This is a genomic window from Cupriavidus sp. FW306-01-F10A, assembly GCF_058782785.1.
Window position 1 is genome coordinate 26,221 of sequence record NZ_JBYSYA010000004.1, and the last position, 26,152, is coordinate 52,372.

Sequence of the window (26,152 nt, forward strand, 5' to 3'; positions counted from 1 at the left end):
CAATATTCATTGAGAGGCGGAAACCGATGGCGCCGGATCGATGGCGGGCGCGCGCGCCAGCACCAGCGTGAACTGCGCGCCGCCGCCGGGCAGGTTGGCCACGCTCAGCTGGCCGCCGAACTCGCGCACGATCGACGACGAGATTGCCAGCCCCAGCCCCAGGCCCTGCCCGGTTTCCTTGGTGGTGAAGAAGGGTTCGAACAGGCGCGGCAGCGCTTGCGGCGCGATGCCGGTGCCGTTGTCGCGCACGACGATGGTGACGGCGTGATCCTCTGCCTGCATGTCGAGATCGATCTGTCCCTGCGTCGGCGCGGCCGCAGCAATCGCATCGAGCGCATTGCCGAGCAGGTTCAGCAGCACTTGCTCCAGCTTCAGCTCGTCGGCGCGCACGGCCAGCCCGGGCAGGGCGTCCAGGCCGGTGACGTTGACGGTGACCGCGCCAAGGCGCGGTGCCAGCAGCGCCAGCACGTGATCGACCGCGGCGCGCAGCGCGACCGGCCGGTGCACCGGGCGCGCCTTGCCGGCGAACAGCTTGAGTTGGCCGGTGATCTTGCCCATGCGCTCGGTCAGGTCGGCAATGGCGGTCAGGTTGCCTTCGGCCGCGGCCAGCTGGCCGCGCTCCAGCAGCACGCGAGTGTTGTCCGAGAACGTGCGCAGCGCCGCCAGCGGCTGGTTCAGCTCATGCGTGATGCCGGCCGCCATCTGCCCCAGCGCGGCCAGCTTGCTGGCCTGCACCAGTTCGTCCTGGGCCGCGCGCAGCTCGCTTTCAGCACGGGTACGCTCGGCCACTTCGTCTTCCAGCTTTTCATTGATCGCCATCAGGTCGGCGGTGCGGGCCTCGACGCGGCGCTCCAGCTGGTCGTAGGCGGCCTCCAGCAGGCGGCGGCTGTACTGCATGTCGCGCGCGCGCTGGCGGCGCTGGCGCCAGTTGACCAGCAGCAGGCAGATGCAGGCATAGGCAAGCGCCGCCGCCACGGTGGCGTTGCGCGCATTGGCCAGCACCGGCTCCAGCGGCGCCATCACCTGCATGGTCCAGCCAGCCGGGCCGACCGTGCGGTCCAGTTCCAGGTAGCGGACGGCGCGTTCGGCGCCGTCCGGGGCAAAGGTGGTCTTGCTGGCGGGCGATTCGTCGCGCACGCGCACCAGCCGCGCGCCGTCGGCCAGCGTGGTGCCCGCCAGCCAGCGCGTGACCGGCGAGGTCAGCGGCTCCAGCGGCAGCGGCGTCACCGCGCGGCCGTGGTACTGGCGGGTCTTTTCCATGTCGGCCTGCAGCGCCGGCGGCAGCGGGCGCAGGGTGCGGTACTGCCAGGCCGATACCGACGACAGGAAGATCACGCCATGGTCGTCGCTGACCATCAGCGGCTCGGCGCCGCTGCCGGCGCGCTGGAACCACTCCAGGTTGAGCTTGACGACGGTCACGCCGATGACCTTGCCGCCGGACTCGACCGGCTGCGCGAGGTAGTAGCCGGGCTCGTCGCTGGTGATGCCGATGGCATAGAAGCGCCCCATCTTGCCGCCCGCGGCGGTCTGGAAGTAGGGGCGGAAGCGGTAGTCGGTGCCGACAAAGCTGCCGGGCTGGCCGTGGTTGCTGGCCGCCAGCGCAATGCCGTTGGCGGCGATCACATAAGTGGCCGAGGCATGCGCGCGGCGGTTGACCTCCGCCAGGTACTGGTTGGCGGCGGCCACGCGTTGCGGGTCGTTGGGGGAGTCCAGCAGCCCGCGCACGAAGGGGTGCAGCGAGACCAGCGCGGGCAGGAATTCGTAGCGGTCGAGGGTGCTTTCCAGCGTGGCGGCGTAGCGGTCGGCGCGCGTGGCCGTGCTTTGCTGCAGGCTGGCCAGGCCGCGCTGGACCGAGACCAGCCAGGTCAGCACGCACAGCAGCAGGAGACCGGCGGCCAGCGCCACGGCAAAGCCCCACCACCGCCCGCTGCCGGCGTCCGGCGCGTGGGCCGGACGGGTGGCGGCGGGGTCATGCACGGCGAGAAAATCGTCTGAGTGGGTCATCGGCGCGCGCGGGGGCTGTCGCGCCGATGATACCCGCTGGCGGGCGGCCGGGGCAGCCGTCCGCGCAGCGGTGGTGGCGCCCTCAGCGGACGCCCTGGCCCACGTCGGCAAGATCCGCCACATCGCCGCTGCCGCCGTTCAGCACGCTGGCCAGGCGCTTGCGGTCAAGCTCGCGCTCCCACGCAGAGACCACCACCGTGGCCACGCCGTTGCCGATGATGTTGGTCAGCGCGCGGCACTCGCTCATGAAGCGGTCGATGCCGAGGATCAGCACCATGCCCGCCACCGGGATGGTCGGCACCACCGCCAGCGTCGCGGCCAGCGTGATGAAGCCCGAGCCGGTCACGCCGCTGGCGCCCTTGGAGGTGATCATCGCCACCGCCAGGATGGTCAGCTGCTGCATCAGCGTCAGTTCGATGCCGGTGGCCTGCGCGATGAAGATCACCGCCATCGTCATGTAGATGTTGGTGCCATCCAGGTTGAACGAATAGCCGGTGGGCACCACCAGTCCCACCACCGAGCGCGAGCAGCCGAGCTTTTCCAGCTTCTCCATCATGTGCGGCAGCGCCGCTTCCGACGAGCTGGTGCCCAGCACGATCAGCAGCTCTTCCTTGATGTACGAGATAAAGCGCACGATGCTGAAGCCGGTCATGCGTGCGATCGTGCCCAGCACCACCAGCACGAAGATGATGGCGGTGAAGTAGAAGGTGCCGATCAGCTTGAGCAGCGGCACCAGCGAGCCCAGGCCGTACTTGCCGATGGTGAACGCCATCGCGCCGAAGGCGCCGATCGGGGCCACCTTGGTGATCACGTGGACGATGTGGAAGAACACCTTGGAGACCTGCTCGATCAGCTGCACCACGATGCGCGCGCGCTCGCCGAGCACGGCCAGCGCGGCGCCGAAGAACAGCGACACCAGCAGGATCTGCAGGATGTCGCCGTTGGCGAAGGCGCTGAAGACCGTGTCCGGGATGATGTGCATCAGGAACTCGATCGTGCTCTGGCCGTGCGCCTTGGACACGTACTGGGCGATCGCCTTGGTGTCCAGCGTGGCCGGGTCGATGTTGAAGCCCACGCCCGGCTTGAGCAGGTGCGCGGCGCCCAGCCCGATCAGCAATGCGAAGGTCGACACCACCTCGAAGTACAGCAGCGCCTTGCCGCCGACGCGGCCGACCTTCTTCATGTCGCTCATGCCGGCGATGCCGGTCACCACGGTGCAGAAGATGATCGGGCCGATGATCATCTTGATCAGCTTGATAAAGCCATCGCCGAGCGGCTTCATGGCCACGCCGGTGTCGGGCCAGTAGTGGCCGAGCAGGATGCCGACGCAGATGGCGAACAGGACCTGCACGTACAGGATCTTGTAGAAGGGTTTTCTCATGATGTCGTCCTCGGTGTTGACCGTACCCGGGCGCTATCGCGCGGGCCGCGCGCCGTCACGGTTGCGGCGCGTTCAGGGACGGGAATTCGCAACCGCCGTGCCAGTCAAACCGGCATTGCTAACTGGTTGATTCACAAGGAAACGCCGGCCAGGCAGGGGCGCGCGACTTCCGGGATTCCGGAAATCCGGACGGCGCGACTCCGGGGTTTCGGAATGCCGGATGTATCGCAGGTGCGCGAAGCGCCACCCGATGGGGGCCGGCGGCAACTTCGGCCGCCGTGCCAGGGCGCCGCCATCGCGGCCATGCCGCCGCGACACCGTATAATTCCGAGCTTCCGTTCAATGCCGTCCGGGCCGTGCCGCCGTCCGGGGCCGCCTTCTCACACCGTACGCATGAGCAGCTACTACCAGCACCACGTCTTCTTCTGCCTGAACCAGCGCGAGGCCGGCGAGAACTGCTGCGCCAACCACAACGCCCAGGCGATGCAGGAGTACGCCAAGAAGCGTTGCAAGGAACTGGGCATCGCCGGCGGCGAAGGCCGGGTGCGCATCAACAAGGCAGGCTGCCTGAACCGTTGTGAACTCGGCCCGGTGCTGGTGGTCTACCCCGAGGCCATCTGGTACACCTTTGTCGACGAGCACGACATCGATGAAATCATCGACAGCCACCTGATGAAGGGCAAGCCTGTCGAACGGCTGATGGTGGACCGCTGAACCAACCGAAGCCGGCGCATGCCGGCTTGTTGCTTCCCTGTTTTGCCGCTTTGCTGTATTGCCCCGCCGCCCGCCAGCCGGACGGTTTTTTCATTTTTGCCCGGGCTTCCCGCCGGGCGCTGGCTTCACCGCCATCCTGACCGCCATCATGAACGCGCATACCCAGGTACTTTCCATCGCCGGTCCCGCCGGTGCGATCGATCTCTCGGTAGACCTGCCGCAAGGTGAGCCGCGCGGCCTGGCGCTGGTAGCGCATCCGCATCCGCTGTTCGGCGGCACCAAGGACAACAAGGTCGCGCAGACGCTGGCGCGCAGCTTCGTGCAACTGGGCTATGCCACGGTGCGCCCCAACTTCCGCGGCGTCGGCGGCAGCGCCGGCGAGCATGACAACGGCATCGCCGAGCAGGACGACCTGCTGGCCGTGGTGGCCTGGATGCGCCAGCAGAGCGCGTGGTCGGCACAGGCCGCAACGCTGCCGCTGGCCATGGGCGGGTTCTCGTTCGGCAGCTTCGTCACCACCCACGTGGCGCGCCGCCTGGCCGAGGCCGGCACGCCCGCGCAGCGCCTGGTGCTGGTGGGCACCGCCGCCAGCCGCTGGCAGGTGGCCGAGGTGCCGGCCGACACCATCGTGATCCATGGCGAACAGGACGACACCGTGCCGCTGGCCAGCGTGTTCGACTGGGCCCGCCCGCAGGAGCTGCCGGTGATCGTGATCCCCGGCGCCGACCATTTCTTTCACCGCAAGCTGCATCTGATCAAGCAGCTCGTCGTCAATGCGTGGGACCGGTGAGGCCGGCACGCCGCCACCCGGACCATCCCCGCGCCACCTTCTTATTGTCGGAAAACAGAAACATGCTGAATAGAGCCACGACACGCCTTTCGTCCGCTTTTGCTCCCGCTGCCATTGCCGCCGCCATCGTGCTGGCGGCCGCGCCTGCCGCCGTCCTGGCGCAGGGTGTGCCGATGCCGCAAGTCGCAGCCAAGTCGTGGATGCTGTATGACGTGACCAGCGGCCAGGCCCTGGCGTCGCAGAATGCCGACGCGCGCATCGAGCCGGCCTCGCTGACCAAGCTGATGACCGCCTACCTGGCGTTCGAGGCACTCAAGGAAAAGCGCCTGACGCTGGACCAGGCGGTGGTGCCGACCAGCGTGGTGCTCAAGGTCAAAAGCGACGAGTCGCGCATGTTCATCGAGCCCAACAAGCCGGTCACCGTGCAGGACCTGCTGCTGGGCCTGATCGTGCAGTCGGGCAACGACGCCGCGCTGGCGCTGGCCGAAGCCGTGGGTGGCTCGGAAGAGGGCTTCGTCGCGATGATGAACCGCGAGGCCCAGCGCATGGGCATGAAGAACACCCACTTCACCAACACCGACGGCATTCCCGACCCGAACCACTACACCACCGCGGTCGACCTGGCCACGCTGACCACGCGCCTGATCAAGGACTTCCCCGAGTACTACGCCATGTACTCGCAGAAGGAGTTCACCTATAACAAGATCAGGCAGCCCAACCGCAACCGCCTGCTGTACATCGACCCGACCGTGGACGGCGTCAAGACCGGCCACACCAAGTCTGCCGGCTACTGCCTGATCTCGTCGGCCAAGCGGCCGCTGGCCAACGTCCCGGACGGCTCGCGCCGCCTGATCTCGATCGTGATCGGCACCACCACCGAACAGGTGCGCACCCAGGAAAGCCTGAAGATCCTCAACTACGGCTTCCAGTTCTTCGACACGCTGCGCCTGTACGACAAGGGCCAGGTGCTGGCCACGCCGGACATCTACAAGGGCAAGAGCGGCACGGTCAAGATCGGCGTGCAGAACGAGACCTTCGTCACCGTGCCCAAGGGCACCGGCGGACGCCTCAAGCCGGTGCTGGAGCGCCAGGAACTGCTGATCGCGCCGATCTCGGCAGGCCAGCAGGTGGGCATGGTCAAGCTGATGGACGGCACCAACAAGGTGGCGGAGTTCCCGGTGGTGGCGCTGGAAGAAGTGCCCGAGGCCGGCTTCTTCGGCCGCCTGTGGGACACCATCCGCCTGTGGTTCAAGCGCAAGTGACCTGAATGCGCGTAAGCCGGCGCGCCATGCGGCGCGCCGGTTTCGTGCCGGAGAATCCGACATGACAACCGACAACCAAGGCAGCTACAAGCCGGGCGACATCCCGCCGGAGCAGTCGCTGATCGAATACCCCAGCCACTTTCCCATCAAGGTGATTGGTGCGATGCAGGACGGCTTTGCCGAGGCCATCGTCACGCTGGTGCAGGAGTTCGATCCCGACTTCCACGCCGGCAAGATGGAAATGCGTCCCTCCAGCGGTGGCAACTACCTGGGCCTGACCGTGACGGTGTGGGTCACCAGCCGCGAGCAGCTCGATGATTTGTATCGGGCGCTGACTTCGCATCCGATGGTGAAGGTCGTCCTCTAAGGCGGCTTTCCCGCATTGTTTTCTCCCCTCTCCCGCGCGCGGGAGAGGGGCCGGGGGTGAGGGCAGGCGCTGGCATACCGACACGCGCCACTACGTTGACGCTCCCGCCCTCTCCCCCAACCCCTCTCCCGCCGTGCGGGAGAGGGGAGCCCGACCGCTGCGTGGGAAGTGTTTCCGCAGCGGCATGCATTCTCCCTGATCGACATGAACACCATCACCCTGAAACCCGGCAAGGAAAAATCCCTGCTGCGCCGCCACCCGTGGATCTACGCCACCGGCATTGCCACGACCGAAGGGCGCTGCGAGCCGGGCGCGACCGTGATCGTGCGCGCCGCCGACGGCCGCTTCCTGGCCAAGGCCGCCTACAGCCCCGAGTCACAGATCCGCGCGCGCGCGTGGACCTTCGATGAAAACGAGCCGGTCGACCACGCCCTGTTCAAGCGCCGCGTGGCCGCGGCCATTGCCTACCGGCGCCAGTGGGTGAAGGACAGCGACGCAGTGCGGCTGATCTTCGGCGAATCCGACCGGCTGCCCGGCCTGATCGTCGATTACTACGGCAACGGTGATAAGGGCCAGCTGGTGTGCCAGTTCAATTCGGCCGGGGTGGAACACTGGAAGACCGCGATCGTGCAGGCACTGGTCAAGGAAACCGGCTGCCCCAACGTCTATGAGCGTTCCGACGCCGCCGTGCGCCAGCGCGAAGGCCTGGAGCTGGTGACGGGCGTGCTGGCCGGCGCCGAGCCGGATCCGGCGCTGTCGGTCACAGAACACGGCGTGCGCTACTACGTCGACGTGCGCAATGGCCACAAGACCGGCTTCTATGTCGACCAGCGCGACAACCGCAAGCTGGTGGGCGACCTGGCCGCCGGGCGCGAGGTGCTGAACTGCTTCTGCTATACCGGCGGCTTCTCGCTGGCCGCGCTGCGCGGCGGCGCGAAAGCGGTGACGTCGATCGATTCGTCGGGCGAGGCGCTAAAGATCGCGGCGGGCAACGTGACGCTGAACGGCTTCGACCCGGAGCGCGCGGCGTGGCTAGACGCCGACGTGTTCAAGACGCTGCGCGAATTCCGCGCCGAAGGGCGTCAGTTCGACCTGATCGTGCTGGACCCGCCCAAGTTCGCGCCGTCGGCGCAGCATATCGACCGTGCCGCGCGTGCGTACAAGGAGATCAACCTGGTCGGCACGCAGCTGCTGCGGCCGGGTGGTCTGCTGTTCACGTATTCGTGCTCGGGCGCGATCAGCATGGAACTCTTCCAGAAGATCGTGGCAGGCGCGGTGACCGATGCGCGGGCGGATGCGCGCATCCTGCGCAGGCTGTCGGCTGGCACCGATCACCCGATGCTGGCAGCCTTCCCGGAAGGGGAGTATCTGAAGGGGTTGTTGTTGGAGCGGGTGGGGTAAGGCCGGATCAACGAGCGGCTGTGGCGTTGGCCGGCCGCTTGTTTTCTCCCCTCTCCCGCGCGCGGGAGAGGGGAGCACGGCGAGAGAAATCTGACCCTCACCGCCACATATTCCGCATCCGGCTGGCCAGGTCCACCGGCGCCAACGCCGGTTTCACTGACCCTTCGCCAGGCATCGGCGGCGGCGGCCATGACCGGCTGTGGAAATTCGGCATCACGCGATTCGGGATGAATCGCGTACGCGACGCATACACATGCCGGTCGCCAAATCCCACCTGCTGGTGCACGTAGAACCGCTGCGGCACGATGACGTCCAGATGGTCCTTGGCCCGCGTCATCGCCACATACAGCAGGCGCCGCTCTTCCTCGATCTCCTCGGTCGTGCCCGTCGCCAGATCGCTCGGCATGCACCCGTCCACGGCGTTCAACACATACACTGCCTTCCACTCCTGCCCCTTGGCCGAATGGATGGTCGACAGGATCAGGTAGTCCTCGTCGCGCGAGGGCACGCCGGATTCATCGCTGGAGGCGCTGGGCGGGTCCAGCGTCAGCTCGGTCAGGAAGCGCTCGCGCGCGCCGTAGGTGGCGGCGATGCGCTCCAGCTGCTGCAGGTCGGCCTGGCGCGCGGCGGCGTCGTCGTGCAGGCGCTCCAGGTGCGGCGCGTACCAGGCCAGCACCTGCTCGAATTCCGACGGCCACGGCGAGGTGGGCGCCATCAGCGCGCGCGCCAGTGCCAGCAGGTCGGCCCAGGCGGGTGCGGCGGCCGGCGGCGGCTCGAATTCCTCCAGCGAGAACAAGGGCTCGGTGGCCAGCGCCATCGCATCGAGCACGCGCGCCGCGGTCTTGGGGCCGATGCCGGGCAGCAGCTGCAGCGTGCGGAAGCCCGCCATGCGGTCGCGCGGGTTTTCCAGCCAGCGCACCACCGCCAGCACGTCCTTGACGTGGGTCGATTCCAGGAATTTCAGCCCGCCGAACTTCACGAACGGGATATTGCGCCGGGCCAGCTCGATCTCTACCTGCGCGCTGTGGTCGGCGGCGCGGAACAGCACCGCCTGTGCCATCAGCGTCAGGCCCGCCTCGCGCCGCGCCAGCACCTGCTCGACCACGTAGCGGGCCTGGTCGGCCTCATCGTTGACCACGATCACGCCGGGCTTTTCGGCCGAGGCGCGCTCGGACCACAGGTCCTTGGTATAGCGCTCGGCCGCCAGCCCGATCACGGCGTTGGCGGCCTGCAGGATCGGCTGCGTCGAGCGGTAGTTCTGCGACAGCGTGACCTGCTGCGCGGCCGGCGTGAACCGAGCCGGGAAGTCCAGGATATTGCGCACGGTGGCGCCGCGGAAAGCGTAGATCGACTGCGCGTCGTCGCCCACCACGGTCAGGCCGCGGCCGTCCGGCCGCATGGCCAGCAGGATCGACGCCTGCAGCGCATTGGTGTCCTGGTATTCGTCGACCAGCACGTGGTCGAAGCGCGCGCCCATGTCCTGCGCGATGGTGGGCTCGGCCATGGCCTGCGCCCAGTACAGCAGCAGGTCGTCATAGTCCAGCACATGCTGCCTCTGCTTGGCCTCGACATAGCCGGCGAACAGGGTGCGCAGCGCATCGGCCCACATCGCGTAGCGCGGGAACTGCTGCTTGAGCACGTCTTCCAGCGGCGCCTGGGTATTGACCACGCGCGAGTAGATCGCCAGGCAGGTTTCCTTCTTCGGGAAGCGGCTGGCGGTCTCGGACAGGCCCAGGTCGTGGCGCACCACGTGCATCAGGTCGGCGGCATCGCCGCGGTCGCTGATGGTGAAGGCAGGCGACAGGCCCAGGGTCTCGGCGTATTCGCGCAGCAGGCGCGCGCCGATGGCGTGGAAGGTGCCGGACCACTGCAGCGCCGCGCGCCCCGCGCCGGTCTGGGTGCCGAGTGCCTGGTCGACGATGCGCTCGACGCGCCGTCCCATCTCGGCCGCGGCGCGGCGCGAGAACGTCAGCAGCAGGATGCGGCGCGGATCGGCGCCGGCCAGCACCAGGTGCGCGACCCGGTGCGCCAGCGTATTGGTCTTGCCCGAGCCGGCGCCGGCGATGATCAGCAGCGGCGCGTCGCTGCCGTGTTCCACCGCGGCGCGCTGCTCCGGGTTGAGCCGGGACAGGTAGGCGGGGACGTCATCGGCTTCAGGGGCCGCGAGGTCGGTGGCGGGGGCTAGGTCCAAAGTCACAGGCGGGGCTCGGGGATGGCTCAGAAAAGGCTGGCGCCAACTGTATATCCATACAGGGATGTCGCGCAACCTGCTGCCCTGGCGATCATGCGTAAAAACAAAAAAAGGTGCTCGATGAGCACCTTTTTGCTGCGGTTGCCGCCGGGAACGTTACGCGGACTTTGCCAGCGCGCCATCCAGCAGCTTGTGCAGCGCATCCCACTCGGGCTCGCCCACATAGCGCTTCAGGATGCGGCCGTCCTTGTCGACCACGAAGGTGGTCGGCGTCAGCTGCACATTGCCGAAGGCCTTGGCCGCGGTGCCGTCGGAATCCATCGCCACCTTGAACGGCAGGCCGCGCGTCTTGGCGTAGTTCATCACATACATGGGCGGGTCGTAGTTCATCGCCACGGCGACGAATTCCAGCCCCTTGCCCTTGAACTGCTCATAGGTGCGGACCATGTCCGGCATTTCCTTGACGCAGGTGGCGCAGCTGGTGGCCCAGAAATTGATCATGTAGACCTTGCCCTTGAGGTCGGCGGTGCTGACCTTCTCGCCCGACAGCAGCGTGAAGGTGGCCGCCGGGGCCGTATTGGCCGGCGACAGCGCGCGGTAGCCGAACCAGCCCAGCAGCGCGAGCACGACCACGGCCACGACGATGGGCCAGGGCTTGCGGGAGGTTTTGGTGGCAGGAGCAGCAGTGGTCATGGAATCCGGGTCAGGCAGGTTCGGTCAGCAATGGGACATTCTAATGCCGCGGGCGTTCGCGCGCTGCGCGGGGCCGGGCTGCGGCAATCTGCCGCAAGCGCCCCAACCGGTTCAGCGCCGGGTGGCGATGGCGGCGCGTGCCTGGTCCAGCGCCTGTTCCAGGTAGGCGCCGTAGAAATCCGGCTGCATGCCGCGCAGCGGGCCGGCGGCGGCGCGGCCCTGGCGGTCCAGGAACAGCACCGTGGGCGCCACCCGCACCTGGTGCGCGCGGGCCCACGCGCGCGCGGTGGTCAGGCTGCCGTCGGCATCGCGCAGCGGGGTGTCGGCGGTCATGTCGAGCTCGCGCACGGCAATTTCGCCGGCGGCGGCCTGCGGGCCCAGGTAGTTGCGGCGCACGGCATCGCAATAGCTGCAGCCCGGCATCGACACCAGCACCACCAGCGGCTCGCCGCGGCGCGCGGCCTCGGTGCCGTGGGCGCCCAGGTCGGTGGCCGGCGGCAGGTGGGCGGGGCTGGCGGCGGCGGGCATGCCGGTCGCGGCTGCCAGCAACGCGCTCGCGGCCACCCAACGCAAGCTGGTGATGGCAAAGGCGTGGCGGGCGATGCGGGCGGCAGGCATGGTGGAAACCGGGGCAGTGGGGCAGCGGGAGCGGCGCGGCAAGCACTGGCGCGCCGCTTTCGGGATAATACCGGTTTCCGCCCGCAGGCGATGGCGCCCGCCAGCGCCGCCCGCAGCCTGTCCGCGCCGTCCCCCCATGGATTCCCGATGCGTCTTGTGCCGCCCCCGCCGAGCTTTCCTGCCGCTGTCCGCCGGCCGCTGCTGTGCTGTGCCGCTGTGCTGGCATTTGCCCTGTGCGCCTGTTCTCCGCGCTATGACTGGCGCACCATCCAGTCCGGCGAGGGCGCCTATGCCGCGCTCTATCCGGGCAAGCCCACCAGCGCCGCGCGCGATGTGACCATTGCCGGGCGCAAGCTGCCGATGACGATGGAAGCCGCGCGCGTCGACGACACGCTGTTCGCCGTGGGCGTGGTGACGCTGCCCGCCGATGACGAAGCGCTGCGGCGCGAGGCGCTCGCGGCGATGCAGGCCGGCCTGCTGGCCAACCTTGGCACGCCCTCGGGCGAGCCGCGCGCGCGGCCCGTCACCGTGATGAGTGCAGACCGTCCGGGCCGCCCGCTTGCCGGCGTGGAAGTGCAGGCGAGCGGGGTGTCGCCGCAGGACCAGTCGCCGCGCCGGCTGACGGCGCGCCTGGTGGCCGTGGGTACGCGCGCGTACCAGGCGGTGGTGCTGGAATCGGGCGATGCCGCGCGCGACGCGCGCCAGGCCGAGCAGGTGGAGCAGTTCCTGGGCGGCTTCCACCCGTTCTGACGCGCCGCGCCGCAGGAAACATTGTTTGTGCCGTGGCTGCGGGATCGTGGCCCCGGCATGGTAGTCGTCAAAGGAGAGTTGGAATGCGTTGGGAAGTCTGGTTGGCTTATTTCGCCGCGTGCTGGGTGATCGCCGTGTCGCCAGGGTCGGGCGCGGTGCTGTCGATGAGCCATGGGCTCTCGTACGGGCTGCGCAGGACCACTACCACCATCTTCGGCCTGCAGGCCGGGCTGGTGATCGTGCTGCTGGTGGCGGGCGGCGGCCTGGGCGCGCTGCTGCTGGCCTCGGAGCAGGCCTTCATGGTGGTCAAGACGATTGGCGCGCTGTACCTGATCTACCTCGGCGTGCAGCAATGGCGCGCGCAGGTGGAGAGCGGGGCGGACCAGGGTGGCAGCGCCGCCCCCGCGCGCGTGGCGGTGATGAGCCGGCGCCGGCGCTTTGCCGCCGGCCTGCTGACCAATGTGACCAACCCCAAGGGCATCATCTTCATGGTCGCGGTGCTGCCGCAGTTCATCGATCCCAACCGGCCGCTGGCGCTGCAGCTGGCGATCCTGGCGGCCACCATGTGCTGCGTGGACCTGGTGGTGATGCATGGCTATGCGCTGCTGGCTTCGCGTATGCAGGGGCTGTTCCGCAATGCGCGCGCGGTGCGCTGGCAGAACCGATTTTTCGGCAGCGTGCTGATGGCGGTGGGCGCGGCGCTGTTCTTCGTGCGCCGGCAGCACGCCTGAACGGGGCCTCGATCAACACTGGCGCGCACTGGCCGGGTTTGCTTCAATGAGGAGGTACCCCGGTCACGGAGACTCCGCATGCCCGCCTCGCTGAACCCCTACGCCGGTGCGCGCTTGCAGCCGCGCCATACCGTGCCCCCGGACGAAGAGCCCGCGCCGCCGGGCGTGCCTCCGAACTTGCCGTTGCCGCCAGAGGAAGACCCGACCCCATCCCCGGTCGAGCCGCCTGTGGCCGGCCGCTACTGCTTGAGCTCGTAGAAGTCGTTCAGGCAGTAGGCGTCGGTCAGTTCGACCGGCTTGTCGCCATGGGTATAGCCGGTGCGCAGGATATGCAGCAGCGGCTCCCCCGGCGCGATATTCAGGCGCGTGGCCAGTTCCTCGCTGGCGACGATCGCGCGCAGCTTCTCGGTCACGCGCAGCACTGGCTGGCCGATCCGCTCCAGGTAGGCATAGAGTGATTCGCCGATGGCGCTGGCGTCCGGCAGAACCGCCAGCGCCAGCGTGGTCACGTCCATCCAGAAGGTCTGGCCGTCGGCCTTGCGCAGCCGGGTCAGCCTGACGATCTCTTCGCCTTCCGGCAGTGCCAGCGCCGCGGCCTCCTGCGTCGTGGCGCGGCGGCGTTCGAACGCCACCAGCTCGCTGGCCGGCGTCATGCCGCGCCGGCGCGCCAGCTCGCTGAAGTTGTCCAGCCGCGCCGCTTTCTGCTCAGGGCGCGGCGCGATAAAGGTGCCCGCGCCGCGGCTGCGCGTGATCGCGCCTTCCTCTGCCAGCATCTGCAGCGCGCGCCGGGCCGTGACGCGTGAAATCCCCAGTGAATCCACCAGCGTGCGCTCGGACGGCAGCGCGTCGCCCACCCGCCATTGGCCGGCCTGGATGGCCGCAGCCAGCCTGCGCGCCACTTGCAGGTAGATCGGCGTCGCCTCCGCTTCGTCTGGCTTGAGGGCCTGCAGCCGTTGATCCATTGCGAATCCTCGTAGGTACCAGAATGTGGGGGATGATGATACCACTTTAGGACATGTCAAGTCGATGTGGATGGACTTGCGCCGCCTGGGTGATGAAGGCGCCACAGCCTCGCTTGTCGTCAATTGGTATTAAAAAGGTTTCACTGATTATGCTGGCGGAAAGCGCTGCCGGGGTTGAGGGAAATCCTGGCTGTCTTCAAGGATTGTGTGATGAATCTGCCAAATGTGCGGGCCGTGCAAGCGCTGCTTTGCCTCACCTCAATAAAGATGCCACTTAGATACAATAACGTTGTAGTGGTTTTCACTGGTATTTTTATTGTCGGTGGCCGTCTATCTTTCCCCTGACCCTGGCGCCGCCGCATTCCCGCGCCGGCTGCCGCGATTTCTGGAAGCAAGATGGCTGAGACGAGCGAAACCCTGTTGCTGCGGGCTCCGGTGAGCGGAGTGCTGCTTCCCCTCGCGGCGGTGCCGGACCCGGTTTTTGCCGACGGCATGTTCGGCGACGGCCTGGCCATCGACCCCCTGAGCGACACGCTCGTGGCGCCTTGCGACGGCACCATCGTCCACCTGGCTGCTACCGGCCACGCCCTGACGCTGCAGGCCCCGTGCGGGGCGCAGGTGCTGCTGCATGTCGGCATCGATACGGTGTCGCTGCGCGGCGAAGGCTTTGCGCCTTGCGTGGCGCAGGGCGCTGCCGTGCGCCAGGGCGATGCGCTGATCCGTTTCGATGTCGACCGCGTCGCGCAGCAGGCGCCGAGCCTGGTGACGGTGATGGCGATCGCCAATGGCGATGCCTTCACGGTCGCCGCCAGGACCGACGCGGCGCAGGCCGAGGCAGGCCGCACGGTGCTGCTGCAGGTGCGTGCCGCGAATGCTGCGGCGCCTGCGCGGGAAGACCACGCGACCGCGGCCGAACAGCGGCGCTCGGTCACGCTGGCCTGCCCGGGCGGCCTGCACGCCCGGCCCGCGGCACGGGCGCGCGAAGCCGCGCGCGGCCTGGACGCCACCGTCGCATTGCACTACGGCGGCCGGCAGGCGAGCCTGGCCAGCCTGGTGGCGCTGCTGGGCCTGGCCGCCGGCGAGGGCGCCACGGTCGAGCTGGTCGCGACCGGGCGCGATGCCGGCGCCGCGCTCGATGCGGTCGCGTACGAACTGCAACGCGCCGGCGTGGGCGAAGAAGAACCCGTACCCACGGTGGCCGCATCGGTGGCGCAGCCCGGCCCGGGCGCCGACCTGCCGGCGGGTGGCATCCCCGGCGTGGCCGCCGCCCCCGGCATCGCGATCGGCACGCTGCACTGGTGGCGCGAGACCACGCCGGAGCCGGCCGAGGCCGGCCAGGGCATTGCTGCCGAGCGCGAGACCCTGCGCGCCGCGCTGGCGGCCATCGACGCCCAGTTGGCCCATGAGAGCGAAGCCGCCGCCGCGCGCCGCGCCGGCGCCGAGGCCGGCATCTTCGCCATGCATCGCGCGCTGCTGGAAGACCCGGCCCTGCAGGCCGCGGCCGAGACCATGATCGCCGCCGGCAAGAGCGCGGGCTTTGCCTGGCGCGAGGCCACCCGGGCCGAAGCCGCCATGCTTTCCGCGATGGCCGACCGCCGCATGGCCGAACGTGCCGCCGACCTGCTGGATCTGGGCAAGCGCGTGCTGCGTGCGCTGGCCCCGGCGGGCAGTGTCCCGGTCCAGCTGCCCGCACCGGCCGCCGACGGCGATGTCATCGTGCTGGCCGCCGGGGAATTCACGCCCTCCGACCTGACCGGACTGGACCGCACCCGGGTTGCCGCACTGGTGATGGCGCGCGGCGGCCCGACCTCGCACGCGGCCATCATCGCGCGCCAGCTCGGCATCCCTTGCCTGGTGGCGCTGGGCAGCGCGCTGGAGCGCCTGCAGGACGGCACGCCGGTCATCGCCGACGGCGACAGCGCCCGCCTGCACGCCTGCCCCGATGCGCATTTGCTGGCCGCCGCCGCCAGCGCCGTCAGGCTGCGCACGCAGCAGCACGAGGCCGACCTGCGCGCCGCGCACGCCGCCGCCAGTACCCGCGACGGCGTGCCTGTCGAGGTGGCCGCGAATATCGGCAGCCTCGACGACGCCCGCAATGCCGTGGCGCATGGTGCCGATGCGGTCGGCTTGCTGCGCACCGAACTGCTGTTCCTGCACGGCGACGCAGCCCCCGCGGCGGCGGACCATACCGCCAGTTGCCAGGCGATTGCCGATGCCCTGCAGGGCCGCAGCGCGATCGTGCGCACGCTTGATATCGGCGCCGACAAGGACGCCGCCTGGCTGCACCTGCCTGCCGAAGACAACCCCGCCCTGGGCCTGCGCGGCGTGCGCCTGGCACAGGTGCGCCCGCAACTGCTGGACGACCAGCTGCGCGGCCTGCTGGCCGTGCGCGCGAGCGCGCCGCTGCGCATCCTGCTGCCGATGGTCAGCGAGGTCGGCGAACTGCTGGCCTGGCGCGAACGCATCCGTGCGCTGGCGGCCGAAGCCGGCGCCGATCCCGAGATCGAGGTCGGCGTGATGATCGAAGTCCCGTCCGCCGCGCTGCTGGCCGACCAGCTGGCGGAGCACGCCGATTTCTTCTCGATCGGCACCAACGACCTGACCCAGTACACCCTGGCCATGGACCGCTGCCAGCCGGAACTGGCGGCGCGCATGGATGGCCTGCATCCCGCGGTGCTGCGCATGATCGCCGCCACCACCGAGGGCGCCGCGCGCCACGGGCGCTGGGTAGGCGTGTGCGGCGCGCTGGCGGGCGACCCGCTGGCCGTGCCGGTGCTGGTCGGGCTGGGCGTGACCGAGCTTTCCGTCGACGCCGGGCTGGTGCCGGGCGTCAAGGCGCGCGTGCGCGCGCTCTCGCATGCCGATTGCCGGCAGCGCGCAGGCGAACTGCTGCGGCTGCCGTCAGCCGCAGCGGTGCGCGACGCGTGCCGCCGCTACTGGCCGGCATAAGCGCCGGTCGACCACAACCCAATACGCGCCACGCGCGCACAGATTCGGAGAACGCCAATGAAGATGGACCTGCTGCCCAGGGTGCAACGCCTGGGCGCCACGCTGATGCTGCCGATTGCGGTGCTGCCGGTGGCCGGCCTGCTGCTGCGCCTGGGCCAGCCCGACGTATTCGACATCAAGCTGATGGCCGAGGCCGGCAATGCGGTCTTTGCCAACCTGGCCCTGCTGTTCGCGATCGGCGTGGCGGTGGGCTTTGCGCGCGACAACAACGGCGCGGCGGCGCTGGCCGGCACCATCGGCTACCTGGTGCTAACCACGGTGATGAAGACCATCGACAAGTCGCTCGACATGGGCGTGCTGGCCGGCATCGTCGCCGGAGCGGTGGCGGGCGGGCTCTACAACCGCTATCGCAACGTCGCGCTGCCACCCCATCTGGGCTTCTTCGCCGGCAAGCGCTTCGTGCCCATCGTCACCGCCCTGTGCTGCCTGCTGCTGGGCATCGTGCTGGCCTATGCGTGGGCGCCGGTGCAGGCCGGCATCAACGCGGCCGGCGCGTGGCTGACCACGGCGGGTTCGGCCGGCGCCTTTGTGTTCGGGCTGCTGAACCGGCTGCTGCTGGTGACCGGGCTGCACCACCTGATCAACACGCTCGCGTGGTTCGTGTTCGGCAGCTACGCCGATCCGGCCACGGGGGCGGCGGTATCGGGCGACCTGCACCGCTACTTTGCCGGCGACCCCGGCGCAGGCCTGTTCATGACCGGCTTTTTCCCGGTGATGATGTTCGGCCTGCCCGCCGCCTGCCTGGCGATGTACCACGAGACGCCGCCGGCGCGGCGCGCGCTGGTGGGCGGCATGCTGTTCTCGATGGCGCTGACCTCGTTCCTGACCGGCATCACCGAGCCGATCGAGTTCAGCTTCATGTTCCTGGCGCCGGTGCTGTACGGCCTGCATGCGCTGATGACCGGGCTGTCGATGGCGCTGTGCCATGCGCTCGATATCCGGCTGGGCTTCACCTTCTCGGCGGGCGCGATCGACTATGTGCTGGGCTACGGGCTGTCCAGCCGCGGCTGGCTGGCGATTCCGCTGGGGCTGGCCTATGCGCTGGTCTATTACGGGCTGTTCCGCTTCTTCATCCGCCGCTTCAACTTGCTGACGCCGGGCCGCGATGAAGTGGTGCCCGTGATGGCCGTCGACGGTGGCGCGCAGCCGGCCGCGGGCAGCGTGGCGCAACAGTATGTCGAAGCGCTGGGCGGCCCCGCCAACCTGGTCGTGGTCGATGCCTGCACCACGCGTCTGCGGCTGAATGTGGCCGATATCAGCGCGGTGTCAGAGCCACGGCTCAAGGCGCTGGGCGTGCGCGGCGTGCTCAAGCGCCCGCCCAATGTGGTGCAGGTGGTGATCGGGCCGCAGGCCGAGCAGGTTGCCGGTGATATCCGCGCGGTGCTGCAGCAGGCGCCGCAGGCCACGGCCGTGGTGGCTGCTGCGCCCGCCGCTGCAACCCAGGCGCCCGTGCCGGCTGCCGGCGCCTTCGATCCCGCCTGGTGGATCGATGCACTGGGCGGCGCCGCCAATATCGCCTCGGTCGGCGTGGTGGCACTGACGCGGCTGCGCGTGGTGGTGCGCGAGCGCGCCCGGGTGCGTGCCCACCACCTTGCCGGCAGCCAGCTGATGTGGATCGGCGATGACACCGCCCACATCGCCTTCGGCCATGCCGCCGACGGACACGCGGCCGCCTTCGAGCGCGCCCTGCAAGCCATGCCCACCTGACCCCCGCCGCCGCAGCCGTGCGCGGCTGCGGTCGACCTTCCCCATCGGCCACAACAACGACGGCCGCGACGACAGCCGCGCCGGTGGATACCGTCTGCCTATCCAGGAGTCATTGATCGTGAAACGCATTGCACTGACGGCGCTGCTCGCAGCGTCGGCCGGGGGCGCCTGCGCCCAGTCCGCCGGCACCGGCATCACCTTGTACGGCCGCGCCGTGGCCGGCCTCGACTATGTCAACGGCATCGCCCGCCCGGGCGGCGACGTGGACACCTTTCGCTTCGGCAGCAACCAGTACGGCGTCAGCTTCTGGGGCATGCGCGGCGCCGAGGATCTTGGCGGCGGCCTGCGCGGGGTCTTCAACCTGGAGGGCATGATCACCTCCGGCACCGGGCGTTCCGATCCGCTGTTCAACCGCCGCGCGCAGGTGGGCCTGGCCAGTAACGACTGGGGCACGCTGCTGCTGGGCCGGGCCATGAGCCTGACCGACGACGAGAGCGGCGCGATCGACCCGATGGGCTTGCAGGCCAGTTCGGTCGCCACGCTGGTCTATGGCCGCAACTGGGGCTCGCGCCCCAATGCCGTGACCTACAACTCGCCGGTGTGGGGCGGGCTGAGCGTGCGCGCGCAGGCCGGCAGCGACGGCGTGGCGGGCAGCTTCAACAGCGGCAAGCAGCTGAGCGCGGCCATCAAGTACGCGCAGGGTAACCTGAACCTGACCGGCATCTACGAGGAACTGCGCGACGCGCAGGGCCGCATGGACAACCTGTATGGGAATTCGCGCCAGTACACGCTCGGCGGCAGCTATGCGCTGAACGACCTGCGCCTGTTCGCCGGCTACAACCTGACCGTGTCCTCGGGCGATACCGTGGCCACGCCGGAGAACCCCTACGCCGCCACGCGCAGCCAGATGGCATGGGTCGGCGCCAACTACCGCCTGCTGCCGGCGCTGACGCTGCTGTCCGGCGTCTACTACGCCACCCTGAACAAGAGCGGCGGGCATGGCACGCTTGTCACACTGGGCGCAAAGTATGACTTGTCGAAGCGCACCTCGCTGTATGGCACGGTGGCGTCGGTGTTCAACTCGCGCAATGCCACCTTTTCGGTGGAGGCGTCGCCGGACACCATGCCGCGCGCCGGGGCGAACCAGCAGGGCGCCTATGCCGGCATCATCCACCTGTTCTGACGGCGGCTGGCCGGTGATTCCAATGTATTGGAGAGCATTGCCATGAAAGGAAACATCCTGACGCCGGCCGGCTGGATCTTCGGAGAGATCCATGCCGGCCCGGACGGACGCATCGCGCGCATCGAGGGCGTGCCCGCCACGCCTGAGCACAACGATGCCCCGTACGTGCTGCCGGGGTTTGTCGACCTGCTCAATCACGGCGGCGGCGGCAAGGACTTCATGGATGGTGAGGCCGCGGTGCCGGTGATCCTGCGCGCGCATGTGCGCTTTGGCACCACCAGCCTGCTGGGCAGCACCATGACCTCGCCGCGCGACGTGCTGCTGCCCGCACTGCAGGCGCTGAACCGGGCCTGCGCGCAGCGCCCGCCCGGCGCGGCGCGCATGCTGGGCGTGCACCTGGAAGGGCCGTATATCAACCCCGGCAAGCTGGGCGCGCAGCCGGATACCTCGGCCACTGCCACGCCCGAAGAACTGGAGCAGTACCTGGGCGCCGCGCCGCTGAAGGTGGTGACGCTGGCGCCCGAACTGCCGGGACATCTGGACATCATCCGCCTGCTGGCCGCGCGCGGCGTGCGCGTGCAGCTGGGCCACACGCTGGGCACCTATGAAGACGCGGTGGCCGCGCTGGACGCCGGCGCCAGCGGCTTCACCCACCTGTTCAACGCGATGACCCCGCTGCAGCATCGCGCGCCCGGCATGGTGGCGGCAGCGCTGGCCCATGCCGAATTTGCCGAGCTGATCCCCGACCTGCTGCACGTACACCCCGGCGCCATCCGCGCCGCGCTGCGCGCGATCCCGCGGCTGTATGCGGTGACTGATGCCACCGCCGCCGCGGGCATGCCGGACGGCGTGTACCACCTGGGCAGCCAGACCGTCTACAAGGTCCACGGCAGCGTGCGCCTGGCCGACGGCACCCTGGCCGGCAGCGTGCTGACCATGGACCAGGCGCTGCGCAACTTCGTTTCGATCGGGCTGGACCTGGCCGATGCGTCGCGGCGCGTGTCGCTGTATCCGGCCCAGTACCTGGGCATGTCCGACCGCGGCCTGCTGGCACAGGGCTGCTGGGCCGACGTGGTCGTGCTGGACCGCGCGCTCTCGGTGCGCACCGTTTATGTCGAAGGAGAATGCTGTGTCGAGAATGCTTGAAGAGGCGCTGAGTGCGCCGGCCGTGGTGGCTGCGCAGCTGGCGCAGGCGCCGCGCGTGGCCGCGCTCGCTGCGCAACTCGCCGCGCAGGCCTGGCCCGCGGCGCTGACCGTGGCGCGCGGCAGCTCGGACCATGCCGCCAGCTACTTCGCCACGCTGGTCACGCGCCGCCTGGGCGTGCCGGTGGCTTCGCTGCCGATGTCGACGGTGACGCTGCACGACAGCGCGCTGCGCGTGGCCGGGCAGCTGGCGGTGGCGTTCTCGCAGTCGGGCCGCAGCCCCGACCTGGTCGAGACCATGCAGGCGCTGCGCGACGGCGGCGCCGCCACCGTGGCGCTGGTCAACGCCCCGGATTCGCCGCTGGCGCAGGCGTGCGCGCATGAACTGCCGCTGCTTGCCGGCCCCGAGCAGAGCGTGGCCGCGACCAAGAGCTATATCGCCATGCTGTCGATGTCGGCGCTGCTGGTGGGGCATCTCGAGGCCGCGCGCAGCGGCGAGCGCGAGCTGGTCGATGCCTGCGCAGGCTTGCCGGCCGCGCTGGCGCAAGCGGCCGCGCAGGACTGGTCGGCGCTGGTGCCCGCGCTGCGCGACGTCGAGCGCATGATCGTGCTGGGCCGCGGCGCGGGCCTGGCGATCGCACAGGAAGCGGCGCTCAAGCTCAAGGAGACCTCCGGCATCCAGGCCGAGGCTTTCTCCGGCGCCGAAGTGCGGCACGGCCCGATGGAAATCATCGGCGACGGCTACCCGCTGCTGGTGTTCGCGCCGCGCGGACCGGAACAGGCCGGGCTGCTGGCGCTGGCCGCCGAGATGCGCAAGCGCGGTGCGCGCGTGCTGCTGGCGGCGCCTCCTGGCACGGTTGATGCGGAGCTGCCCCTGGAGTTGCCGCTGGTGCCGGCCGGCCATCCGCTGCTCGATCCGGTCTGCGCCATCCAGAGCTTCTATGTCGCGGCGCAGGCGCTGGCGCTGGCGCGCGGCCGCAATCCCGACCAGCCGCAGTACCTGCGCAAGGTGACCGAGACGCGCTGAGCTGGCCAATACCGCCCCAATACCGCCCCACGCCGCCCCGGCAAGCAAGGAGTCCGTCATGCAAACCACCCGAACCGCCTCTTCTTCCGGCACTGCCGACGCGCGGCCGCTGGACCTCGTCATCTTCGGCGGCGCCGGCGACCTGTCGGCGCGCAAGCTGCTGCCATCGCTATACATGTGCCACCGCGACGGCAACCTGCCCGACGGCACCCGCATCATCGGCGTGGGCCGGCACCGCTGGGACCGCGAGGCCTTTGTCAATTTTGCCGACGAAAGCGCGCAACCCTTTGTCGAAGCGCGCTATCTCGAGCCGGCCAAATGGCAGACCTTCCTGCAGCGGCTGGATTTCGTGCACGTTGACGCCTCGCAGTCCGGGGACTATCCGGCGCTGGCCGCGCAGCTGCGCCAGGACGCGCTGCGCATCTACTACATGGCGATGCCGCCCGGCTTGTTCGCGGCCACGTGCGACAACCTTGCCAGCCATGGCCTGATCGCCAACGACACGCGGCTGGTGCTGGAAAAACCGCTGGGCGTGGACCTGGCCTCGGCCATCGGCATCGGCGAGGTGGTCAGCCGCTACTTCAGCGAGGACCGCACCTACCGGATCGACCACTACCTGGGCAAGGAAACGGTGCAGAACCTGATGGCGCTGCGCTTCGGCAATTCGATCTTCGAGCCGCTGTGGCGCACGCCGTTCGTGCGCAGCGTGCAGATCACCGTGGCCGAGACCGTGGGCGTGGGCACGCGCGGCGGCTTCTACGACGAGGCCGGCGCCATGCGCGACATGGTGCAGAACCACCTGCTGCAGCTGGTCAGCATCCTGGCGATGGAGCCGCCGGCATCGCTCACCTCCGATGCGGTGCGCGATGAAAAGCTCAAGGTGCTGCGCTCGCTGCGGCCGATGTCGCCCGAGGACGTGCGCCGCAATACCGTGCGCGGCCAGTACACCGCGGGCGCCATCGCCGGCGAGCTGGTGCGCGGCTACCTGCAGGAACAAGGCATTCCGCCCGACAGCCGCACCGAGACCTTCGTCGCGATGCGCGCCGAGCTGGGCACGTGGCGCTGGAACAAGGTGCCGTTCTACCTGCGCACCGGCAAGCGCATGCAGGAGCGCGTGACCGAGGTGGTGATCAACTTCGCCGAGGTGCCGCATTCGATCTTCGATGCCGGCAGCACGCTGCAGCCCAACCGCATGGTGATCCGGCTGCAGCCGGAGGAATCGGTGCGGCTGACGCTGATGGTCAAGCAGCCGGGCGAGGGCATGAAGCTGAAACCGCTGAGCCTGGCGCTGAACCTGGACTCGGCCTTCACCACCCGGCGCGCCGAAGCCTACGAGCGCCTGCTGCTCGACGTGATCCGCGGCCGGCTGGCGCTGTTCGTGCGGCGCGACGAACTGCAGGCCGCCTGGACCTGGGTCGACCCGATCCTGGAAGCGTGGCGCCAGCAGGACCAAGGTCCGCGCCCCTATACCGCCGGCACCTGGGGCCCGGCGGCATCGTCGGCGTTCATGGCGCGCGAAGGCGTGCAGTGGTCGGAGGAGGCGTGATGCGGCTGACCGAATGCCCTGCATGGCGGGCTCTTGGCGCGCTGGCCGCGCAGCCGCTGCCGCATCTGCGTGAACTGGTGCACGAGCCGGGCCGTGGCGACTACGCGCGCTTGTCGGCTGCCGGCATCGAACTGGACTTCACACGGCAACGCATCAACCGCGCTGTCCATGAAGCGCTGCTGGCCCTGGCCCTGGCGCAAGACGCGGGCATCGAGGACGCGCCCACGATGAAACGCTGGCCGCGCTGGCGGCATTCGGCCTGCCGCCGCAGGAAGCCGAGCGGCTCGCGCCGCATCGCACCTTCCCCGGCAACGTGCCGGTCAGCCTGCTCTGGCTCGACACGCTCGACGCCGCATCGCTGGGCGCGCTGATCGCGCTGTACGAGCACAAGGTCTTCGTGCAGGCCGCGATCTGGGGCATCCATGCCTATGACCAGTGGGGTGTGGAACTGGGCAAGGCGATCGCGTCGGGCATGCAGGGGTGCCTGGCGCGGCGCGAGGTGCCCAAGGAGATGGATCCGGTGGGGGCTGCGACGCTGGCATCGCTTTTAGGTTAAGCATTCAACCGCCCGCCATCCGCAACGCCCGCCGGTACTGGATCGCCTCGCCCACATGCGCGGCGGTCAGCACCTCGGCACCTTCCAGGTCCGCGATGGTGCGGGCCACCTTCAGCACGCGGTAGTACGAACGCGCCGACCACGCCAGCCGCGTCATCGCGCCGCGCAGCAGCGCCTGCGCCTGCGGTTCCATCGTGCAGTGCTGTTCGATCTCGCGTCCGCCGAGTTCATTGTTGGGCTTGCCCTGCCGGGCCAGCTGGCGCTCGCGCGCGGCCAGCACGCGGGTGCGCACCATGGCGCTGGGTTCGCCGGGCGGGCCGTCGAGCATCTCGCCATGGTCCTGCGCGGGGACTTCCACCTGCAGGTCGATGCGGTCGAGCATCGGGCCGGAGATGCGGGACTGGTAGCGCCGCACCTGGTCGGGCGTGCAGCGGCAGGGGCGGTCGGGATGGCCGAGGTAGCCGCACGGGCAGGGGTTCATCGCCGCGACGAACTGGAAGCAGGCGGGGAAGTCGGCGTGGCCGGCGGCGCGGGCGATGGTGATGCGGCCGGATTCCAGCGGCTCGCGCAGGACTTCCAGCACCCTGCGGTCGAATTCGGGCAGCTCGTCCAGGAACAGCACGCCGTGGTGCGCCAGCGAGATCTCGCCCGGGCGCGGGTTGCCGCCGCCGCCGACCATGGCCGGCCCGGATGCCGTGTGGTGCGGCGACCGGAACGGGCGCTGGCCCCATAGCGCGGTGCGGAAGCCGCCCGGCGTCAGGCTCATGACCGCGGCGGACTCCAGTGCTTCGTGCAGCGTCATCGGCGGCAGCAGCCTGGGCAGGCGCTGCGCCAGCATCGACTTGCCGGTGCCCGGCGGCCCCACCAGCAGGGCGGAGTGCTGGCCGGCGGCGGCCACTTCCATGGCCCGGCGCGCCTGGGCCTGGCCGCGCACGTCGCGCATGTCGGGGCCGCGGTCCGTGGTGGCGGGCAGCAACGCCGGCATGGCGCGGGGCAGCCGTGCCTCCGGCACGGGGCAGAGGTGGTCGCAGGCCTGGCGCAGCGTGGCCGCGGCATGCACCGCCAGGTCCTCGATCAGCGCGGCTTCGGCGCCATTGCCTGCGGCCACCAGGAAGGCGCGCGGCGACTCGCCGGCGGCGGCGCGGGCGGCGTTGTCGCGCGCCAGGCCCATGGCCATGGCCAGCGCGCCGCGCACGGGGCGCAGTTCGCCGGACAGGGACAGCTCGGCGGCGAACTCATGCGCATCCAGTGCCTCGGACGGAATCTGGCCGCTGGCGGCCAGGATGCCCAGCGCGATGGCCAGGTCGAAGCGGCCGGATTCCTTGGGCAGGTCGGCCGGGGCCAGGTTGACGGTGATGCGGCGGTTGGGGAACTCGTAACCGCTGTTGAGGATGGCGGCGCGCACGCGCTCGCGGCTTTCGCGCACGCCGGTGTCGGCCAGGCCGACGATGGTGAATGCCGGCAGGCCGTTGGCGAGGTGGGTCTCGACCCGCACCGGCGGCGCGGCGATGCCGGTCAGTGCCCGGCTGCGTAGGACGGCAAGGCTCATGTCATCGAACTGTTAACGAAAAAGGCCGCCAGGAGTGGCGGCCTTCAAGCGGCGGGTTGGATCGGGCAGGACCGGCGTGCTCACGCGCCCCCGGTCGAGTCCACCGAGCCAGCGCCGGGCGTGATGCCGGCGCGGCGCTCAAGCTCCGCCACGCGGCCCTCCAGTTCCTCCAGGCGGGCGCGGGTGCGGGCCAGCACCTGCGACTGGACGTCGAATTCCTCGCGCGTGACCAGGTCCAGCTTGGCAAAGCCCTGGGTCATCATGCTGCGCACGTTCTTTTCGATGTCCCTTGCCGGCGAGTTGCGCAGCGCCTCGCTGACCTTGTTCTGCAGGTCGTTGAAGAGATCGGTCGGTTTCATGGTTTCTCCTTTGCGCACCTAACTGGTGCCAATCCGGGTGGGCATCTGGCGTTTAGCGCGCTTTCGCACAGGAATTGGGCGCCCCGATTGCGGGCGCGCAGCCTGGGTGTCGCGCACGCAGCCACCGTCAGGACTCAATTATCGCCCGTGAGGCACGTGGGCGAAAGCTCCCGCGCATCGGCGTTCACACCTTTTAACCCGATCTGGCT

Annotated in this window: 23 protein-coding genes; 15 read left to right on the forward strand and 8 right to left on the reverse strand. The window is 69.5% G+C overall.

From position 1 onward, the window contains the following. Positions 1–6 precede the first annotated feature (6 nt). Positions 7–2,004: a sensor histidine kinase gene (locus AC3WLF_RS07385; protein ID WP_492356928.1), complete on the reverse strand. Its 1,998-nt coding sequence runs from the start codon at positions 2,002–2,004 to the stop codon at positions 7–9. Positions 2,005–2,086: 82 nt separating this feature from the next. Continuing rightward, positions 2,087–3,385 carry a dicarboxylate/amino acid:cation symporter gene (locus tag AC3WLF_RS07390; RefSeq protein ID WP_492358005.1) on the reverse strand — a complete coding sequence of 433 codons (1,299 nt, stop codon included), beginning with the start codon at positions 3,383–3,385 and terminating at the stop codon, positions 2,087–2,089. 393 nt (positions 3,386–3,778) lie between these two features. On the opposite strand from AC3WLF_RS07390, the gene AC3WLF_RS07395 reads away from it, so the two are divergent. The 5 genes from AC3WLF_RS07395 to AC3WLF_RS07415 all read left to right on the forward strand — a co-directional run bounded on the left by AC3WLF_RS07395 (position 3,779) and on the right by AC3WLF_RS07415 (position 7,919). Beyond that, positions 3,779–4,099 (forward strand): (2Fe-2S) ferredoxin domain-containing protein, encoded by a 321-nt coding sequence (locus AC3WLF_RS07395; protein ID WP_010814863.1) that lies wholly within the window; start codon positions 3,779–3,781, stop codon positions 4,097–4,099. A gap of 148 nt (positions 4,100–4,247) precedes the next feature. After that, positions 4,248–4,889, forward strand: a complete 642-nt coding sequence (locus AC3WLF_RS07400) for an alpha/beta hydrolase (protein WP_492318904.1) — start codon at positions 4,248–4,250, stop codon at positions 4,887–4,889. Between the two features lie 62 nt (positions 4,890–4,951). After that, on the forward strand, positions 4,952–6,151 hold the full coding sequence (locus AC3WLF_RS07405) for a D-alanyl-D-alanine carboxypeptidase family protein (RefSeq protein ID WP_010814861.1): 1,200 nt from the start codon (positions 4,952–4,954) through the stop codon (positions 6,149–6,151). A gap of 61 nt (positions 6,152–6,212) precedes the next feature. Then, positions 6,213–6,518 (forward strand): HP0495 family protein, encoded by a 306-nt coding sequence (locus AC3WLF_RS07410; protein WP_492358006.1) that lies wholly within the window; start codon positions 6,213–6,215, stop codon positions 6,516–6,518. 204 nt (positions 6,519–6,722) lie between these two features. Then, complete coding sequence (locus AC3WLF_RS07415; RefSeq protein WP_492318907.1) at positions 6,723–7,919, forward strand: class I SAM-dependent rRNA methyltransferase; 1,197 nt, start codon at positions 6,723–6,725, stop codon at positions 7,917–7,919. Between the two features lie 97 nt (positions 7,920–8,016). Here the strand turns inward: AC3WLF_RS07415 and AC3WLF_RS07420 are convergent, their stop codons facing one another. From AC3WLF_RS07420 to AC3WLF_RS07430, 3 genes are all read right to left on the reverse strand, one after another. Continuing rightward, positions 8,017–10,116, reverse strand: a complete 2,100-nt coding sequence (locus AC3WLF_RS07420; RefSeq protein WP_492358007.1) for an ATP-dependent helicase — start codon at positions 10,114–10,116, stop codon at positions 8,017–8,019. Positions 10,117–10,266: 150 nt separating this feature from the next. Continuing rightward, a complete protein-coding gene (locus tag AC3WLF_RS07425) occupies positions 10,267–10,803 on the reverse strand; it encodes a TlpA disulfide reductase family protein (protein ID WP_492358008.1) in 537 nt (178 codons plus the stop codon). A 111-nt stretch (positions 10,804–10,914) separates the two neighbouring features. Next, positions 10,915–11,421 carry a SoxW family protein gene (locus AC3WLF_RS07430; RefSeq protein ID WP_492318910.1) on the reverse strand — a complete coding sequence of 169 codons (507 nt, stop codon included), beginning with the start codon at positions 11,419–11,421 and terminating at the stop codon, positions 10,915–10,917. A gap of 147 nt (positions 11,422–11,568) precedes the next feature. Between AC3WLF_RS07430 and AC3WLF_RS07435 the strand changes: the two genes are divergently transcribed. Both AC3WLF_RS07435 and AC3WLF_RS07440 read left to right on the forward strand, forming a co-directional pair. Beyond that, positions 11,569–12,171, forward strand: coding sequence for a hypothetical protein (locus tag AC3WLF_RS07435; RefSeq protein ID WP_010814855.1), 603 nt, complete (start codon positions 11,569–11,571; stop codon positions 12,169–12,171). 83 nt (positions 12,172–12,254) lie between these two features. Beyond that, positions 12,255–12,902 (forward strand): LysE family transporter, encoded by a 648-nt coding sequence (locus tag AC3WLF_RS07440; RefSeq protein WP_492318911.1) that lies wholly within the window; start codon positions 12,255–12,257, stop codon positions 12,900–12,902. 239 nt (positions 12,903–13,141) lie between these two features. Here AC3WLF_RS07440 and AC3WLF_RS07445 read toward each other — a convergent pair whose 3' ends face one another. Continuing rightward, a complete protein-coding gene (locus AC3WLF_RS07445) occupies positions 13,142–13,864 on the reverse strand; it encodes a GntR family transcriptional regulator (protein WP_492318912.1) in 723 nt (240 codons plus the stop codon). Positions 13,865–14,260: 396 nt separating this feature from the next. Here AC3WLF_RS07445 and ptsP point away from each other — a divergent pair, with 396 nt between their 5' ends. The 8 genes from ptsP to AC3WLF_RS07485 all read left to right on the forward strand — a co-directional run bounded on the left by ptsP (position 14,261) and on the right by AC3WLF_RS07485 (position 24,035). After that, positions 14,261–16,813: a phosphoenolpyruvate--protein phosphotransferase gene (gene ptsP, locus AC3WLF_RS07450; protein ID WP_492356925.1), complete on the forward strand. Its 2,553-nt coding sequence runs from the start codon at positions 14,261–14,263 to the stop codon at positions 16,811–16,813. Positions 16,814–16,876: 63 nt separating this feature from the next. Continuing rightward, entirely contained in the window at positions 16,877–18,580 is a 1,704-nt protein-coding gene (gene nagE, locus AC3WLF_RS07455) for an N-acetylglucosamine-specific PTS transporter subunit IIBC (protein ID WP_492358095.1), read from the forward strand. Positions 18,581–18,698: 118 nt separating this feature from the next. Continuing rightward, entirely contained in the window at positions 18,699–19,763 is a 1,065-nt protein-coding gene (locus AC3WLF_RS07460; RefSeq protein WP_492358009.1) for a porin, read from the forward strand. A 42-nt stretch (positions 19,764–19,805) separates the two neighbouring features. Beyond that, the gene (gene nagA / locus AC3WLF_RS07465) at positions 19,806–20,909 is read left to right on the forward strand and encodes an N-acetylglucosamine-6-phosphate deacetylase (protein WP_492352686.1); all 1,104 of its coding nucleotides are present in this window, start codon (positions 19,806–19,808) and stop codon (positions 20,907–20,909) included. Continuing rightward, the gene (locus AC3WLF_RS07470) at positions 20,902–21,933 is read left to right on the forward strand and encodes an SIS domain-containing protein (RefSeq protein WP_492319067.1); all 1,032 of its coding nucleotides are present in this window, start codon (positions 20,902–20,904) and stop codon (positions 21,931–21,933) included. The genes nagA and AC3WLF_RS07470 overlap by 8 nt, the downstream gene beginning before the upstream one ends. 58 nt (positions 21,934–21,991) lie before the next feature. After that, positions 21,992–23,479, forward strand: a complete 1,488-nt coding sequence (gene zwf, locus AC3WLF_RS07475) for a glucose-6-phosphate dehydrogenase (protein WP_492340227.1) — start codon at positions 21,992–21,994, stop codon at positions 23,477–23,479. Further along, positions 23,479–23,850: a hypothetical protein gene (locus AC3WLF_RS07480; protein WP_492318917.1), complete on the forward strand. Its 372-nt coding sequence runs from the start codon at positions 23,479–23,481 to the stop codon at positions 23,848–23,850. The genes zwf and AC3WLF_RS07480 overlap by 1 nt, the downstream gene beginning before the upstream one ends. Then, positions 23,793–24,035, forward strand: a complete 243-nt coding sequence (locus tag AC3WLF_RS07485) for a phosphoglucose isomerase-related protein (RefSeq protein WP_492356922.1) — start codon at positions 23,793–23,795, stop codon at positions 24,033–24,035. Before AC3WLF_RS07480 ends, AC3WLF_RS07485 begins: the two co-directional genes overlap by 58 nt. Before the next feature lie 4 nt (positions 24,036–24,039). Here the strand turns inward: AC3WLF_RS07485 and AC3WLF_RS07490 are convergent, their stop codons facing one another. Then, entirely contained in the window at positions 24,040–25,584 is a 1,545-nt protein-coding gene (locus AC3WLF_RS07490) for a YifB family Mg chelatase-like AAA ATPase (protein ID WP_492358010.1), read from the reverse strand. A gap of 80 nt (positions 25,585–25,664) precedes the next feature. Continuing rightward, positions 25,665–25,943 carry an accessory factor UbiK family protein gene (locus AC3WLF_RS07495; RefSeq protein WP_010814845.1) on the reverse strand — a complete coding sequence of 93 codons (279 nt, stop codon included), beginning with the start codon at positions 25,941–25,943 and terminating at the stop codon, positions 25,665–25,667. Positions 25,944–26,152 lie beyond the last annotated feature (209 nt).

What these genes read in the sequence shown, in the direction of transcription:
- AC3WLF_RS07385 (WP_492356928.1), bottom strand. Translation starts at nt 2,004, where the DNA reads ATGACCCACTCAGACGATTTTCTCGCCGTGCATGACCCCGCCGCCACC.
- AC3WLF_RS07390 (WP_492358005.1), bottom strand. Translation starts at nt 3,385, where the DNA reads ATGAGAAAACCCTTCTACAAGATCCTGTACGTGCAGGTCCTGTTCGCC.
- AC3WLF_RS07395 (WP_010814863.1), top strand. Translation starts at nt 3,779, where the DNA reads ATGAGCAGCTACTACCAGCACCACGTCTTCTTCTGCCTGAACCAGCGC.
- AC3WLF_RS07400 (WP_492318904.1), top strand. Translation starts at nt 4,248, where the DNA reads ATGAACGCGCATACCCAGGTACTTTCCATCGCCGGTCCCGCCGGTGCG.
- AC3WLF_RS07405 (WP_010814861.1), top strand. Translation starts at nt 4,952, where the DNA reads ATGCTGAATAGAGCCACGACACGCCTTTCGTCCGCTTTTGCTCCCGCT.
- AC3WLF_RS07410 (WP_492358006.1), top strand. Translation starts at nt 6,213, where the DNA reads ATGACAACCGACAACCAAGGCAGCTACAAGCCGGGCGACATCCCGCCG.
- AC3WLF_RS07415 (WP_492318907.1), top strand. Translation starts at nt 6,723, where the DNA reads ATGAACACCATCACCCTGAAACCCGGCAAGGAAAAATCCCTGCTGCGC.
- AC3WLF_RS07425 (WP_492358008.1), bottom strand. Translation starts at nt 10,803, where the DNA reads ATGACCACTGCTGCTCCTGCCACCAAAACCTCCCGCAAGCCCTGGCCC.
- AC3WLF_RS07430 (WP_492318910.1), bottom strand. Translation starts at nt 11,421, where the DNA reads ATGCCTGCCGCCCGCATCGCCCGCCACGCCTTTGCCATCACCAGCTTG.
- AC3WLF_RS07435 (WP_010814855.1), top strand. Translation starts at nt 11,569, where the DNA reads ATGCGTCTTGTGCCGCCCCCGCCGAGCTTTCCTGCCGCTGTCCGCCGG.
- AC3WLF_RS07440 (WP_492318911.1), top strand. Translation starts at nt 12,255, where the DNA reads ATGCGTTGGGAAGTCTGGTTGGCTTATTTCGCCGCGTGCTGGGTGATC.
- AC3WLF_RS07445 (WP_492318912.1), bottom strand. Translation starts at nt 13,864, where the DNA reads ATGGATCAACGGCTGCAGGCCCTCAAGCCAGACGAAGCGGAGGCGACG.
- ptsP (WP_492356925.1), top strand. Translation starts at nt 14,261, where the DNA reads ATGGCTGAGACGAGCGAAACCCTGTTGCTGCGGGCTCCGGTGAGCGGA.
- nagE (WP_492358095.1), top strand. Translation starts at nt 16,877, where the DNA reads ATGGACCTGCTGCCCAGGGTGCAACGCCTGGGCGCCACGCTGATGCTG.
- nagA (WP_492352686.1), top strand. Translation starts at nt 19,806, where the DNA reads ATGAAAGGAAACATCCTGACGCCGGCCGGCTGGATCTTCGGAGAGATC.
- AC3WLF_RS07470 (WP_492319067.1), top strand. Translation starts at nt 20,902, where the DNA reads ATGCTTGAAGAGGCGCTGAGTGCGCCGGCCGTGGTGGCTGCGCAGCTG.
- zwf (WP_492340227.1), top strand. Translation starts at nt 21,992, where the DNA reads ATGCAAACCACCCGAACCGCCTCTTCTTCCGGCACTGCCGACGCGCGG.
- AC3WLF_RS07480 (WP_492318917.1), top strand. Translation starts at nt 23,479, where the DNA reads ATGCGGCTGACCGAATGCCCTGCATGGCGGGCTCTTGGCGCGCTGGCC.
- AC3WLF_RS07490 (WP_492358010.1), bottom strand. Translation starts at nt 25,584, where the DNA reads ATGAGCCTTGCCGTCCTACGCAGCCGGGCACTGACCGGCATCGCCGCG.
- AC3WLF_RS07495 (WP_010814845.1), bottom strand. Translation starts at nt 25,943, where the DNA reads ATGAAACCGACCGATCTCTTCAACGACCTGCAGAACAAGGTCAGCGAG.